The organism is Propionispora hippei DSM 15287 (genome assembly GCF_900141835.1).
GTDB classification, from domain to species: Bacteria; Bacillota; Negativicutes; order Propionisporales; family Propionisporaceae; genus Propionispora; species Propionispora hippei.
In genome coordinates, this window is the sequence record NZ_FQZD01000013.1 from 1 (window position 1) to 14716 (window position 14716).

The window sequence follows — 14716 nt, forward strand, 5'->3', positions numbered from 1 at the left end:
GAGCTGCTGGAAACTTTTGAAATTGGCCGCTCTCTCAGCATGAAAGGCTGTCCCTATGACAATGCCGTGGCTGAAGCCACCTATAAAATTATGAAAACCGAGTTTATCCACCAGATGAGCTTCCACAGCCTTTATCATCTGAAGTTGGAGCTATATGATTATGTCAATTGGTTTAATAAGCATCGGCTTCATGGCACTTTGGGATATCTAACGCCTATTCAGTTTCGCCAAAAGGCCCTTAAAAAAGTTGTCTGATTTACTGTTGACAATCCATTTTTATGCTATTTGGAGTTTACACAAAATCAGGGATACACCCGTTGGGAACTAGGGGATAGGCTTCCCCCTCTGATGTTGTTACTGCATTAGCAGAGTATTTTAATGTATCGCTGGATTATTTAACCGGGTTAATCCGAAAAGGATAAATAAAGTACTGGCTAAGAATAAAGCTCAAATCGCTTGCAATCTTGCAAGTGATTTGAGTTTTCCTGCTATATCCTTAAACTATTCTTCTATAACGTGGCACCAAAGTCACTTAAAATACTGTTTACAAGTTTTGAAAAGTCAGTAAAACCAAGCTCTGTAAGGGTCTATTATCTTTTCATGATATGTCATTTCTTATTCCATTACATGCCATTGAGAAAACGAGATCCTCTTAAACGATAAGTCCATGAGCCATCTGCCTTTGAGGTTCTTCCGATTCTCTTCTATGACATGTCACTGAAGGACCAGCGTTCTTAACTGGAATAAGCTCTAAGTCCATATGTTATCTATCTCTACACCTCTTTACTTTCCTTCCATGACATAGCACGCTGTATAATCGATCTCCCAAAATAGACATTAGTCAATGAGTTGATTAATGTCATATTTAAAGTATGGATCAGAATCACCCAAATCTCCTAGAAGTACTTAAATGACGTTGCCAATAGAATCATGACCTTTTTTCATCAACGCTCGTTTATTTAATTGTAGAGCCTGTTTCTTCAAGTAGTGTACCACCGATTGTTTCAGAAAATTTTCTACTGGCTTCTTCTGCATTTCCATGTCGCCTTAAATTAGTTTCTTGTTCAATATAATCCAACCATCTATTTATCTCTTTTTCAGTACCTTCTATAAGCTTATAATTCACATTTTCAATTAATTTCAAATCAGTTCTTCGTTTATAATGTACAAACATATTACGGAATTTTTTTGCATTTTGAATATTAATCTTATTTTCTTTAATATCGCAGAGTTTCATGACTCTGCAATACTTATAATAAATTGACTTTTCCTCAATCTTTTGAAATTCAAGGTTATCACATAAACCCTGTAGCCAGTTATTAACCACACCCTCAAAATAGTGACATAAAGTAAACGGTGCTGCTCTCTGATATCTTTTAGCTATGAAATATTCCTTGGTGACGTTATCTTTTTCTTCATCATAATATGCTCGCTCTTTAAACCAGCAATAATCTTGCCATAAATCCTCAATTATTGAAACTGTTAATATAGTAACAGATCCGTCAGGCTTAATAGTTACTCTAATTTGCATCCCATCCCCCCTAAAATTATTAAACAAATACGATGCTAATACAGCTATGTACCGACTAAAATTTTTTTATCCCATGGCCTTATAATCAATTTCTTGTAGTGTAATCGACCTTAAGACATTCTAAGTATTCATTATTAATAAATTTCTTAAAAAGCCTACTACTACATCCAACTATAGTAAATTGCAAATCGTAATCGGTGTTTATACAGATTTCTTTATCATCCGACCAAATATAAGTTGGGGAATATTTTTCTTTATCGCTATAATTTTTAATAGTTTCATAATTCATAACAAGCTGCAAATCATCTAATTGTCCAGCAAACAGTTGCTCTTCAAAATCACAAGTTTTCATTATGTCAAAATAAACATAGTATGTTTCCTTAGAGAAAGGTTCCAATATCCTAACCATTTCTTGGAGGCATTGTTCTTCCAAGCATCCCTCCCGGGCTCCTATTACATATCTCGGCCATCTTCTTGCAAAGGCATTATGAATTGCCCACAAGTTAATTTCAGGTTTAAATTCAATACTCACCTCAGTAGCTAAATGTCTCCACAATATTCGTTCACCAGGAACGCCTTCTACATCTCCAACCTCATCCCAACTTAGCTTTTTATCTTGAACAAATTTGTCTATATACATTGGATGGAGAATCTTCAGATATTTATCAAACTGTTTTGGTAATAAATTCCCTACAGTATTTCCTCCCCAGAATTCATTCTTTCTATTATCTATTGGTCTAACATTATTTCTTATCCACTCGAATTCTTGTAGATTTTCTATTGCATAGACTATCACTCCCAAATTAGGTATACGAATGCAACGAATGCAACTATTGCATATCCTCATCTCGTAAAGATGTTCTTTTCCATTCAAACTCATTTATTAGCTTAGATTCGAAGATATCAAACTCAGCATTATAATTATGAACGTGCGGGAAAGGAATATTAATGGCTTCTTTCTTTAAACCCATTTCTTCAATGATATGTATATGTTTATCAGTAAAGCCATATAAGTAGATGCGATTATGTCGATCATATACAATTGTTGTATTTGTTTCGGGCGAATGTATCCATAAATCATGACGTGGGTCATTTTCAAAAAAATCTTTGAACCGATTGAGAAGCGTACCAATTTCATTATGAGTAAGTGACTCGCTTTGGTACTCTAATGCCGCAGACAGCGAATCACACGCATATAGCGAAGTAAAGCGCGATGGTAGTTGAAGATAACGTAATTATCGAACCAATTCGAACACGCTTTCAATGACCCACTCTTGTTCTGCGTATGACCGTGAACCGTTTTGAGGAAATGTCTCCTTGTTGAGTAAGTAGCGTATTCCGTGCGTTGACAATCCATCGAGGTATTGTTTTTCGACTAAAGTATGAATATCATCCTCTGTCCAGATAGGAGGAAAACTCCACAACGGTATACCCTCTAACGATTACTTGCCAACAATAGTACTTCAGTATTTCCTTCTTGTAGTTGTATCAAAGAGACAGTATAGAATGTACTCACGGCAACCTCCAATCTTACTATTCAAATACTAATTTTTTGCTATCTGTATCGACACTGCATCTATCAGGCGCTTTTAGGCATCCCTGCCACTCCTCATAAGTCAAATCAATGTGCGGCTCTGGAATCGTTTCATATTCAATTATGCTCGGATAGAACCCCAGAATCCTTCCATCCTTTGGGTCAAAGTGGGTTCTATAGGTTGCTTCCTTTGCGATATCATTTGCATCTTCCGTTAGTAAAAGGTGAATATTGGGGAGCTGTGCAAGCATTTCTCTACGAATCCTGAAATCATCCAATGCCTTTTCAAAGCTCTTGCTTCCCCAATCCTTCTCTCCCGAAATTAGCCCAATTATTGAATTGACGCCCATAGTAGAAACTGGAAGTTTATTATTCGCAGAAGTGGCGTTTTGGAGATTCATAAAAATTAACTTATTAATGCTTTCAGAATAGGTGCTTTTTAGTACTTGTAAACTATGCACAATGTATCCGTACGCTTCTTTAGCGTAATTGTTTGCCTCGTCTTTATTGGGAATATATCCCTTATGAACCACCTTGTTTCTAAACGGTGCGTGTTTCTCAACAAAATTTTGGGGTACGTTTTTGAACTCAGAAAGATAAGTAAGATAAAAGGCCCCTAGTTGTCTTTCTGATTGATTGGACATCCATTTCCATATCTCATCAAACTTGTCCATGGGAAATCCGTTCTGTATTACAACAACACGCATGAAAAACTCGTGGTATCGTTCTATTGCGGCGGCAATACTTGAAACTGTTTCTCGATAATACCCATCCAAAAGTGCTCCACAACCAAATTCGAAGAGTACCTCAAATCGTTCTTCTTGCAGTAAAGTTATTGTCTTATGACCCTTCTCACAAGTTGTATTAAAGTAGAAGTCGTTGTTTACGTCAACTTCAGCAAAGTTAAAACTGGGCAAACCGGCCTCTCTCTGACATTCAATACAATTTATAAACACTTTCACCTATATCACCTCTGTCCAACTAACCACACTAAAATACTCATCAACATTTCGATTAGTTTCCTTTTCATACATCTGTATATTTATTTTAGTTTTAATTCAATATTGTCATGGCTTTGAATAATCTTAATGATTATTTCAAATAATGTTTCGCCTTTTTTCTGTTTTGCATCTTCCAACAAAAAACTTACCTTGTTCACATTTGTCGGATGACACCCCGTCAATATTCTTTCGTAATGTTTAATAGTTGCATTATATCCGAAATCAATTCTACTTTTTTCTGCGTTTTCCCATATTATAACGATTGGTTCTCCATACTCATGTACGCCAAAACCTCCGCGCAAAAAGTCATTAAAAGCATCTAAATTATATTCAGTCCTCCACGTCAGCCTTTTTGTAAGCACCTTATTTATTTCATCGCGGAATCCTTCAATATTATGGAATTGAGTTCCATCTATAATAACTTTTTTCTTCTCCATAATTCCTACTTCCTACCCCCCTTCACATCACCGCATTTCCCAATAATTTTCTCAAGTCCTTTTAGTGTAGATAATATATAGCTTTGGTCTGTTGTAACATCAAATTCAAGCCTATTGGCTTGTTTCCAGAGAATCAAAAAATTTAGATCTTTATGTAAAATTACGAAACTATTCAAACTAACAAAATTTGAATCATTAGTACCGCTCCCATTCCACATGTGATTATCGTCTTTTCTATTCTGACATATCCACGGTTTGCGATAGTTCGTAATGGCTGAAGTTATTAATAATATCAGCAATGATTATATTTGATTCCTTATCACATTCAGAAACTAGTTGATTTGATAATGCTTCTTTACCGGTATCAGAACTCGCGTAAATTAGTTTTATATTTGCCGGTAAATAAATATCTCCCAAAATCGGAATTTCTCCAGCATTAAGTTTAGAAAGATTACCATAATCGCAATCCGTCACGATCCCAACTAACACTTTATTTCCTTCTCTAATATTAATATTATGAACTAAATCGCAAAGAGCAATTTTTTCTGCATTTTCTTCTAAATCGAGCCAGTAATGTTGATGAACTATCTGATAACTAGCTAAAACTGAATCAATTTGTTTTTCCAAAATACATTGAATAAATGTTGCAGCAGAAATTTTTCTTTCATTATGAATTTTTGTATTAGCATCCAATGCAAATAAGATATTATATTGACAAAGATGATCAACTTCATTAAATAGAAACTTAGGAGTTCGAAGAGGAACTTCCGTAAGTGTTTTTTCACTCTTATTGTGTCGCTCATATGATCTTCTAAAATTAGTCCAAACAGGTTCAATTACTTTTTTATCCCTGTCAAACAAAAAAATTTCATTATTAGGGCCTATTCTAATTGATTTAACTACTTTATCAATCTTGAATACTATTCCATCTAATCTTGTTTTTTTACTAGCACAACAGTTTTTGTATTTTTTCCCACTACCACAAGGACAAGGTTTATTTTTCTTTATTACATCCGACATTGTTTTCTCCTATTCAAATACCTATCTTTAACACCTGCAAATTCCTGATGAGCCCAGGTATCAGCATACACATGCATGGTTACGCCTAATCGTTCTAGCGAGTTTTCATCATTTCGATGATTGAGTGCCTCACCATATCTCTTGCTATATAACTATTGGGTTTACAAACTAATTTGTCCGCTAGTCTTAAAGTCGTTCCTTCTTCAAGCGTTAGTTCCCCATTTCCAGGTAAGAAATGAAAACTGGCCCACACTTGCTGATTATATTTCTGATCTTTAAATGTTTCTACATCCATAGCAAGATTTTCATTACAATGGGCGGATCGTATGCAATAATATTCTTCTTTTGATTCTGGATTAATGATTACACCATCAAAAGTTGCATCGTCCACATATAGCGCACATGTTGCAATTTTGCCGGCTTGTTCTTGTGTAAAACCGGCTAACCTAGCTAACACATACGTTCCCGCATAGTGAAAATCTTTTTGGAGGAAACACGAGGACAGGGAGTATGTTTCAAGCCTTTTTAAACTCTTACCGAAAATACTATCCCTGTCCCTATTATATCCGGCAATTACACATTTTGATTCCCTCATGTCTCGCAGATGGCAATATTGGCACTATTTCGCTATTTTTTATTTTCCGGCTGACTACAAAGCTCCTTCCAAATTAATACAAATTTTAACAGTAAGTATGTTTTGCTAACGCATGAATGGGATTGGTGGACTATCTTAGTTTTGACAATCGAATTTATAAATTATTACATGTTAGCCCTTAAAGCAGAATAATGAAGTGGCGTAAGAAATAAGGGATTATAGACACTTATATTTAAAATTTCATTAAGAGATGCTCGATAATTAACCTTTATGTTGGTAAAATAATTATTTAAATCTAATTGAATGTCGACAGCAGTTAAGCCCGGATTATTTCTAACTATTTCTGAAATTTCAAACTGTACAACTTCAAAGCAATACAAAAACATATTTCTATGGAATAATTTATCTTTAGTGATTAATTTCAAATTTTCTTCATCATAGCTGACTATTTCCTCGCAAATTAATCTTTCCTGTTCGAATGTTTTTGGATTAAGAGCAATTAGAAATGGACTTACTGTAAAATTATGAAAAGATAGCGGCATACTTGCATACATATGAATTTTATTATCATGAAACCCTTCTTCGAGAGTAAGATTTAGTGTAGCACCAGTAAGATATAGTATATTTACTCCTGTTTTATGAAATTTTGTATCAAGAATTTGTGCTGGTTGAGGAATGTCTCCAATTTCCACTAAATTGTTAATTCTACCGAAAAAGTAGAAAAAACTACATAAAATAAAACATGCTGGTACGATTGACAGCAAAATTAAGATGATTTCATGAAAAGTCCAAGTATTAATAAGAAAAATAATACCTATTAACCAAATTATACCTACATATAGTAACCCAAATCTACTTAATAAGGTAACATATTTTGTAAAGCTAGTCTTTTCATCAACAATGTCACAATACATGTTAAAATGACTTTGTACTTGCCTGGCTAACTCTTCGCAATCTAAATCTTTTGTAAAAGGTAAAGCCATAAGACCCCATAATAAATCTCTGCACTTTTGTAATTTTTGTTGGTTATTCATTCCAATAAAGATTGCAACAAGGCCAATTAGTGTTAGTATTCCTGACGTAAGGCCAAAGATTATTGTTAAAATATCGCTCGTATGAGTCAATTGAAAATATAGCATGCATTACCTCTCATTAATGTTTTAACAGATTATATATTCCCTCTAATTCTTTATCATTTTGTTGTGCGGAATGCTATGAATTTAGTCGTAGAGGTCAATAGATTCATCAAGAATTTCTCATCTGAATAAAGGATAACTTCAAAGGGGACCAAGCAGTGCGAAAATAGCCACATGAAAGTTCCACATCACGCCGTTCTCTAGCAAAGTAGCGTCAATAACTCACACATTTCCAGAACCAACTATTCAAATTACTTTAATCTTGGCATCTTTAAATCTATCTTTTTCCACCGGTACCCCCTAACATTGTTCCATCCACACTTTTCAATATAATCAATTGTTACTTTCTTTGTTTCTTCTCGATTTCTTGTTCTTATGATTTTAAGAATCTTTACTGGTTTATATTTCTTAGTCCATTCGCAGCCATTACCATTAAAATGTCTCTGTATCTCCCCATGAAGATTTACTGCAAAGTCAATAAAATATTTGCTTTCTTGAAGCAATAGAACAAAAACACCTTCATAGGTTCTATTATTCACTTCTTTTTTTATTTCTTCATATTTTATTTTCCGAAAAGCATAATTCCCACCACGTACATTTTGATAACCGTATCTTTCTATATAAATCTTGGTCAGTTCATGTTCAAACTCCTTATTAACATTGTTATAGACTTGATGAACAGCAATAGGAGCATTTTCTTTAGTCCATTCTGCTCCCTCACCAGCAAAATGACTCTTCATTCTATTACAGTAATGTTCAGTGTAACCCACGTAAAATTTGTCACCCACCAGCCGAAGGACATAAACATTTCCTTCCCCAGAAAAACCATATTTTTGATGCAAAGTTTCATTATTCAATATCAAATAGGTTATTGCAAATTCAAATTTCAAACGCAACAAGGTTTGAATAAATTTAAACATACCGCCAGAATATCCGCAAACAAAACATTTAAATATCCGTTTTTCAGGGTTTATTTTTAAATTTTCTTTATTATCATTATGAAATGGGCAACGGCCAACATATTCAGAGCCTTTCTTCCTCAAAGACACGTGCTTTGCTATCTCATCTTCAATTTTTACATTATTGTTTATAATAACCAATTCTTCTTTAGTAAATTTCATAATATAGCGCACCTCGAGAAAATTCTCTAAAGACAGACATGGGGAGGGTGGTACTGTCTCGCTTTATTTTTTAACAAATTGCTAGTCTTTGCCGCGCAGAATATTGGTTATTCGAACTTTTGGTGGCTTTGAATTAGTGTACAAGTAGGATTATTTTCTCTATCCGAATTGGTAAGTTGGTATTTCTGTCTTACTTTCTTACCGATCGTTTGATTTACTGTGTCTAACCCTTCTCGTTCTACAGCTCTTAAGTACTCCTTCATCAGAGTACGATCATTTTGAACAATAAGGAATATTTCATTGGTAATTCTTTTGTTCATAATACTAATTGCCCGCTCTGCAATTTCAGCTGACGATATTTCCGGCATATAAAATCTTCCTTTCTTCCACATGTCATTGTTGAAAACTTAAGCCTACCCTAAGTTTCTTATGAGCTTTCGGGGACAGCCATGTCCCAATGGTGTAGTTTGTCAGCATAGCCCAAATAGTCTCTAAAAAAGATGCAACGAAACTCTCAGTCTTCGTTCCTAGATTTTTCATAGACATCCCCTCTTTTCCCAACGCCCAAAACCCAATAAACCGCAAAAAACTAAGGCTAATCACTACAAGCGTGACTATGAGGAGACTACACACATTCTGGTTGGCAGCCAGCGGGGGAGTTACCCCCGAAAACCCACAATAGCAACCCGTCATTCGAGCAATATTTCATTCTTTGAAATTCATTAAGTACTATCTTAGATTCTAAATAAGGAAACTCCTGCTAAATTTTGTATTAATTTGACAAAGTTGAATGTTTTATGGCAACAAGTCTTCATAGGGTTATTGCCAACATTCCGATCTTGTTTCGTCAGTCTGACAATCTATATAAAACAGTTAAGCATTTCCATACTCGATTCCATTTCTTATAACTTCCCGTTCGCAGATAACGTGGAGTGTCGCAAAACGCTTATTTATTTTTCTTTTAGCCAATAGTGTGGCTAGGAAATCCTCTGTTGGCAGTTGGTTTTCACAAATGGTACAGTAAAGTTACAATATAATTCATTATAAAAATATACTTATATTCTAAAACCCGTATAAATCGGTTATAATGAACATAGATTAAAACAGCAAAGCGCCCTGCCGTCAACAGAGCGCTTTGCCTTAGGAATATGGAGGCTACTTGGTGGCTTCGTGGATGATTTGATAGATCAACCATAAAGCACCACTTGAAACGGTTAGCGTGAACCACTTCGTTTTCAAGTGCATAGCATCACCTCCTTATTCAGTTTGGGACGAGCTCATAACTCGTCCCTTACACATTATAGGATAAAGATTGGAAAAACCGTCCTTAATAGGACGGTTTTTTCATGCCTCAAAGGAGGGGGAATTGGGGCCATTTATACCTGCTCTGTATACAAAACTTATGCCTGTTCTTCTTAGTCAAATCTATGATAGAGGCGAGGGAAATCGAGCCCCTGTTTGTTCACATACTTCAACACAAAGAGCATTTTCCCAAAGGCAACGCCCTGGTGAAAATGCTCTCTGATCACTTCGCAAAACATACTATTGCAGATCGGCTACATTGCTTTTCCCGCTTCATAAGCTTTTGATAAAAGCTCTTTATTACCAGCCGCGGTGTTGGGGTCTCCGCCGCCCATTAGTAAAATGGTATCAACTACGTGTAAGCCAAACATCTTAAACAAGTCTTCATTGATTTGAAAGGATGATTGAAAAGCCTGTGCGTCTGGATTTCCCTGAGAATATACCATGACCAGGCTTTTAGTCGCATACCGAGGTTTATAGTTTTCATCAAACAAGCCGCATAGTCTGTCCCATAACAGCTTCATTTGAGCTGTAGCCTGCCAAAGGTATACGGGCGAGCCGAAAACCACAACATCGGCATCGATAATATGTTTAAACATGTTCTGAAAATCGTCTTGCATGAAACATTGTCCAGTCTTGCGACAGACAAAACAGCCTTGACAGGGTTTGATGTTCATATCATAAAGATCAAAAACCGCTGTTTCGGCCCCGGCATCTTGTGCTCCCCGAATAACCTCTTTAATAAGAGTGGCCGTGTTACCGTTTTTTCTTGGACTCCCCATAAAAGCGACTACTTTTTTCATGCTGTAATTTCCTCCATTGAAATATTTTTTTGTCCTGCATTGCTTTTGACACTTCCTTTGTCAGTGCCAACGTATTTCCTGTCTTATGTGACCTTCCATTTACAACGACGATTTTTTCATAAATTCCATATCTCCAATCTTAATTAGTATTGTATTTATAGTATCATCCAGTTTATCATGGTAATAGATATACATTTATACTAGTACTATTAATGCTATGATAAAGGCGGGTAAGAGCTTATGGATAATGAAAAGCAGCGATATAGAGAATTAGGTGATTTTTTAAAGTCTCGTCGGGCAAAAATTTTGCCTTCCCAGGTTGGTCTGCCTGAAGGAATACGTCGCCGAACTCCCGGTCTTAGAAGAGAGGAAGTGGCTTTACTTTCCGGAATCGGTTTAACCTGGTATACATGGATGGAACAGGGCCGTCCTATCCAAATATCCTCACAAATACTTGAAAGCTTAGCCCGAACCTTGATGCTTGACAGGCATGAAACCAAACATCTTTACACTCTGGCTCAGCACACACCACCGGTTGGTTTCCCTATTTGCAATGCTCCTGTTAATCCCATGTTGCAGCACGTGCTGGACAACTTAGCATTTTCTCCGGCAACCATTCTTGATGTCCGCTTTAATATTATTTCGTGGAACCGAGCCACTGCAAAACTTTTGTTCGATTACGGTAAAATTAATGCTTGTAAACGTAATCTGCTGCGAATCATGTTTACAAATGAAGAATATAAAAAGACAATGGCTGATTGGGAGTCCGCAGCGCAAGCGATGCTTGCTTGCTTTCGTACAGCTTATGCAAACTTCGTCGGAAACCCATGGATTGAGGATTTTATCAATGAACTCAGGAGCGAAAGCAAAGAATTCGATTCCTGGTGGTCCATGCACGACATCCAAAAAGAGGAGGGAGTATTAAAAATTATTAACCATCCGGTTTTAGGACAGTTGAAATTTGAGTTTACCAGTTATGCGGTTTTATCAGATGCTAATTTAAAACTGTCTGTACTCACCGCTATTCCGGGGTCAGCTACCGAGGAAAAGATAAAACGATTTCTATCGCGTTAAGCCCATTTCCCTGCATCCGCAGGAAGGCCAAAACATCACCAACAAATAGGAACTATAGGAAAGATGAGGATCGGTAACCTTGGCCCAAGTTAGTCTAACTTTTTCAAACTCATAAGTTATCGAGGAAAACGCCTATACCGTCTTTCTGTATTTGAGGCTGTATTTATCGCTTCAAGTTCCACATCCCCGAATGTAATCCAGGCCAATTCCGCCTTTGTAAGCTTATCGATGAATACTATTATCTTTATTGATTAGACTTCATACTACTGTCGTATAACGGGATGCTCCCTAGTGCGATAACAGCAAAAATTAATAACACAATTTGTCCGCTGAGTACTTGTAGCAAAGCTCCTCCAAGGACCGGCCCAATAGCCTTTCCCAAGGATTGGAATCCTAAAGAGCCAAAATATGCGCCTCGCAGATTCTCCGGTGCTATATCATCAATAAAAATTCCACCTATTGAAAAAACAAAAATTTCCCCTAAAGTAAAAATAATCTGACTTATTATATATGAAATATAGCTCAATCCGGAAAAGCCCATTCCTATAAGCCCGCCCGCAATGAAAAAACTACCTATCTTCATTAGCCATAACGGATTTTTTCTTTTTAAGCAATAACTTGTAATTGGTATCTGCAATGATACTACTGTAATTGCATTGGTAGCTAAGATCATTGTAAAAACCCCTGTTCCTCCAAAACGCTGCATAAGTATCTGCCCCAATGTTGATTCTTGCTGAACATACGCTAAATAAGAAATAATTCCACCTACTATGTAAAGTCTTAATGATTTATCATAAAATAACGTTTTTGCAGCCATACTTATTGATATCCTATCAGCCTTTGTTGCTTGCTTGTCCCAGTGATTCTTTGACTTTGAAGCTATTAGCAGCAATAAAGCTAGATAAGCCCAACACATAACCCCTGTAAAATAAAAACTATCTACAGTTCCAGAAAAGCCTATCCATGCACCTAAAATCGGTCCTAATGCACTCCCTATATTAGCTACGGTATATCGCAAATTAAATGCGATAACTTTTTGCTCATAGGTTACAACATCTGCTAACATGGCTTGAGTTAGAGTATCAGACCATATACGAAACAATCCGGCAAATAAATTCAAAGTACAAAACATCCCTGCCACTACCGCTTTCGAAGTATCAACAGAAGCTGCTATTCCAAATCCACCAAAAATTAAACCATAACATAGCAGTGAAATTCCAAGTGTTTTTTTCCTTCCATATTTATCAGATAAGTAACCGCCTAAAAATCCACCCAATGTATATGATAAATAAGAAGTTCCTACGATCATACCGGTAATAGAAAGCGATATTCCTACTTTATAATGTAGAAATATCGCAAGAAAGGGTACCGTCATTGATGTTCCAATTCTTAAAAAAAGTACTCCTATAATAATAATCCATATTAATAGATTAAATTTGTAAGTTTTCCAATTCATAACCAGCCTCCTTAAACTATCTTAGATTCCAGACAAGGAAACTCCTGCTAATTTTTGTAATGAATTTCACAAAGATACTCACTTTATAATACCTCGTTTTATAGGAACAACGCTTATTCAATTGAATTAGTCTTTCTTTTACTCTTTTAGCTCAGCTTTCATTTAAACGGTGCTTCCTATTAACCCGGGTATAAAAAAACCGGCCTTGTCATGAAATGATGATTGGCCGGTTTACTTTGCTATCAAGATTCACACAGGGACGCAAGGGACAGCTCGCTGTCTCAGAAAGCGTATCTGTCCCTGTGGTTACGTTTTCATTAATTATTTATTGGTAGCTCAGCCAGTTTTTCAGCAAGTTCCTTATACCAGGACAAAGTTAATGCATTTGCACCAATACCGCAGGCATCCATATGATCAATCGAATCTAGCAAGGGCATGGAATTCCACTTGCCTATTTTGGGTATCCCATTATAATTAACAATTTTATCGGAAGACCATATTTTCGGACCACTCTGAGAGATGGTGTTGACCACGCCGTCATTGGGTTTCCAACTATCATCAATAATAACCCGCCCTTGTTCATTACGCGTATAACTTCCGATGAATGTGCCAAATGGATATAACAACGGAGTCATATAAATTACATGGGGAAGCTCGTTACTCGTCAAAATACTGGGAACAGTTGCACAGGCAGAATAAGAAAAATAGTATACATCAGGTTGTGCCTTAACCCACGAGTTGAGCACACGAGCACCATCGGTACTTAAATCCCAATTTGCAAGGTCGTTAGTCTCATTCCAGATTTCACTCTCCAAAACCCTGTTTGTGTAAGCTGTAAGGCTTTCTCCTGGCATTCTGTTCAAACCCCACTGATCCAGTTTAAAATCATAGATAAGTGTTTCTCCCGCACCGGTAAAGGCTGCCACAGAGGCTATAAAATTCTTAGCAAAATCTCCAAACGTATTGCTTTCGTCTGCAAGGGTAGTACCATCATGAGTAGAAGCAATCGTCGTAATACTGTGAACCCACGATTTGCCACCTGCAAAGAGCGGACTTAGTTGAGATGGCGTTGCATTTTGTTCCTCCTTGCTGCCTTCCTTGAGCAATTGAACCAGGGCGCGTACGGTCTGACCGCCCATGCTGTGAGCCACAAGATGAATCTTATTTACTTTACCTTTCGTCGTAAGATTGCCCCATTCGGGATAAAGACCAGGATATGTTCTTCCATACCTGCTATGTCCTTCCCGCTGAGAATGCGCTTGGCCATAGTCTACCGTACCGCCTTTGATATAGGCATACAACTCACAGGCTCTGTCCCAATTACTGGATACAGGCCCTACCGTCGCAGTATAAGTTGTGTAACCGCTTGAGGTAAGTTTCTGCTCATAATCAGTCAGGCCGCCCCAATATTTTAGTCCCAGCACCTCATTTCTTCCCCAACCCATAAATCCGTGAACAAGCACTAACGGATAAGAGTTGGCCTTTACCCGTATTACCTTTTCACTCGTTTTCCTTACTGAAGCCATTTTAGACTCCTCCTTTAACTTTTATACCTCCTCACATTCCAGCGCAGATCAGATTTCAACCATTGCGATGTGCTAACGGGTACGTTATTCATAAAAAGCAGGCAAAAAAACAGCTAATCTATCCCTGGGCTTCCTATTTGTGTTGGTTAGTTACGTTCCTTTAACTAATAAGTAATGCAA

General features: G+C 36.7%; 13 protein-coding genes and 1 pseudogene. 2 read left to right on the forward strand and 12 right to left on the reverse strand.

Features of this window, described 5'->3' with window-relative positions:
- On the forward strand, positions 1-255 hold a 255-nt coding region (locus F3H20_RS09005), incomplete at its 5' end, for an IS3 family transposase (RefSeq protein WP_149734601.1).
- Between the two features lie 700 nt (positions 256-955).
- Here F3H20_RS09005 and F3H20_RS09010 read toward each other — a convergent pair.
- The 10 genes and pseudogenes from F3H20_RS09010 to F3H20_RS09060 form a co-directional block, all read right to left on the reverse strand.
- Entirely contained in the window at positions 956-1531 is a 576-nt protein-coding gene (locus tag F3H20_RS09010) for a hypothetical protein (RefSeq protein ID WP_149734602.1), read from the reverse strand.
- An 85-nt stretch (positions 1532-1616) separates the two neighbouring features.
- A complete protein-coding gene (locus F3H20_RS09015; RefSeq protein WP_149734603.1) occupies positions 1617-2405 on the reverse strand; it encodes a hypothetical protein in 789 nt (262 codons plus the stop codon).
- Positions 2406-3064: 659 nt separating this feature from the next.
- The gene (locus tag F3H20_RS09025; RefSeq protein ID WP_149734604.1) at positions 3065-4027 is read right to left on the reverse strand and encodes a hypothetical protein; all 963 of its coding nucleotides are present in this window, start codon (positions 4025-4027) and stop codon (positions 3065-3067) included.
- An 80-nt stretch (positions 4028-4107) separates the two neighbouring features.
- On the reverse strand, positions 4108-4503 hold the full coding sequence (locus F3H20_RS09030) for a barstar family protein (RefSeq protein ID WP_149734605.1): 396 nt from the start codon (positions 4501-4503) through the stop codon (positions 4108-4110).
- Between the two features lie 234 nt (positions 4504-4737).
- Positions 4738-5523: a YecA family protein gene (locus F3H20_RS09035; RefSeq protein ID WP_149734606.1), complete on the reverse strand. Its 786-nt coding sequence runs from the start codon at positions 5521-5523 to the stop codon at positions 4738-4740.
- Positions 5511-6118, reverse strand: a pseudogene (locus tag F3H20_RS09040) (DUF6765 family protein). The gene F3H20_RS09035 and the pseudogene F3H20_RS09040 overlap by 13 nt, the downstream one beginning before the upstream one ends.
- 164 nt (positions 6119-6282) lie before the next feature.
- Entirely contained in the window at positions 6283-7257 is a 975-nt protein-coding gene (locus F3H20_RS09045) for a hypothetical protein (RefSeq protein WP_149734608.1), read from the reverse strand.
- Positions 7258-7505: 248 nt separating this feature from the next.
- Positions 7506-8375, reverse strand: coding sequence for a CHC2 zinc finger domain-containing protein (locus F3H20_RS09050; protein WP_149734609.1), 870 nt, complete (start codon positions 8373-8375; stop codon positions 7506-7508).
- A 107-nt stretch (positions 8376-8482) separates the two neighbouring features.
- Complete coding sequence (locus F3H20_RS09055; RefSeq protein WP_149734610.1) at positions 8483-8743, reverse strand: hypothetical protein; 261 nt, start codon at positions 8741-8743, stop codon at positions 8483-8485.
- Between the two features lie 1188 nt (positions 8744-9931).
- Positions 9932-10480, reverse strand: coding sequence for a flavodoxin family protein (locus F3H20_RS09060; RefSeq protein ID WP_149734611.1), 549 nt, complete (start codon positions 10478-10480; stop codon positions 9932-9934).
- Between the two features lie 240 nt (positions 10481-10720).
- Between F3H20_RS09060 and F3H20_RS09065 the strand changes: the two genes are divergently transcribed.
- Positions 10721-11554: a helix-turn-helix transcriptional regulator gene (locus F3H20_RS09065; RefSeq protein WP_149734612.1), complete on the forward strand. Its 834-nt coding sequence runs from the start codon at positions 10721-10723 to the stop codon at positions 11552-11554.
- Between the two features lie 244 nt (positions 11555-11798).
- On the opposite strand, the gene F3H20_RS09070 is transcribed toward F3H20_RS09065, so the two are convergent.
- Positions 11799-13010, reverse strand: coding sequence for an MFS transporter (locus F3H20_RS09070; protein ID WP_149734613.1), 1212 nt, complete (start codon positions 13008-13010; stop codon positions 11799-11801).
- Positions 13011-13327: 317 nt separating this feature from the next.
- Positions 13328-14536 carry an esterase/lipase family protein gene (locus tag F3H20_RS09075; protein WP_149734614.1) on the reverse strand — a complete coding sequence of 403 codons (1209 nt, stop codon included), beginning with the start codon at positions 14534-14536 and terminating at the stop codon, positions 13328-13330.
- Positions 14537-14716 lie beyond the last annotated feature (180 nt).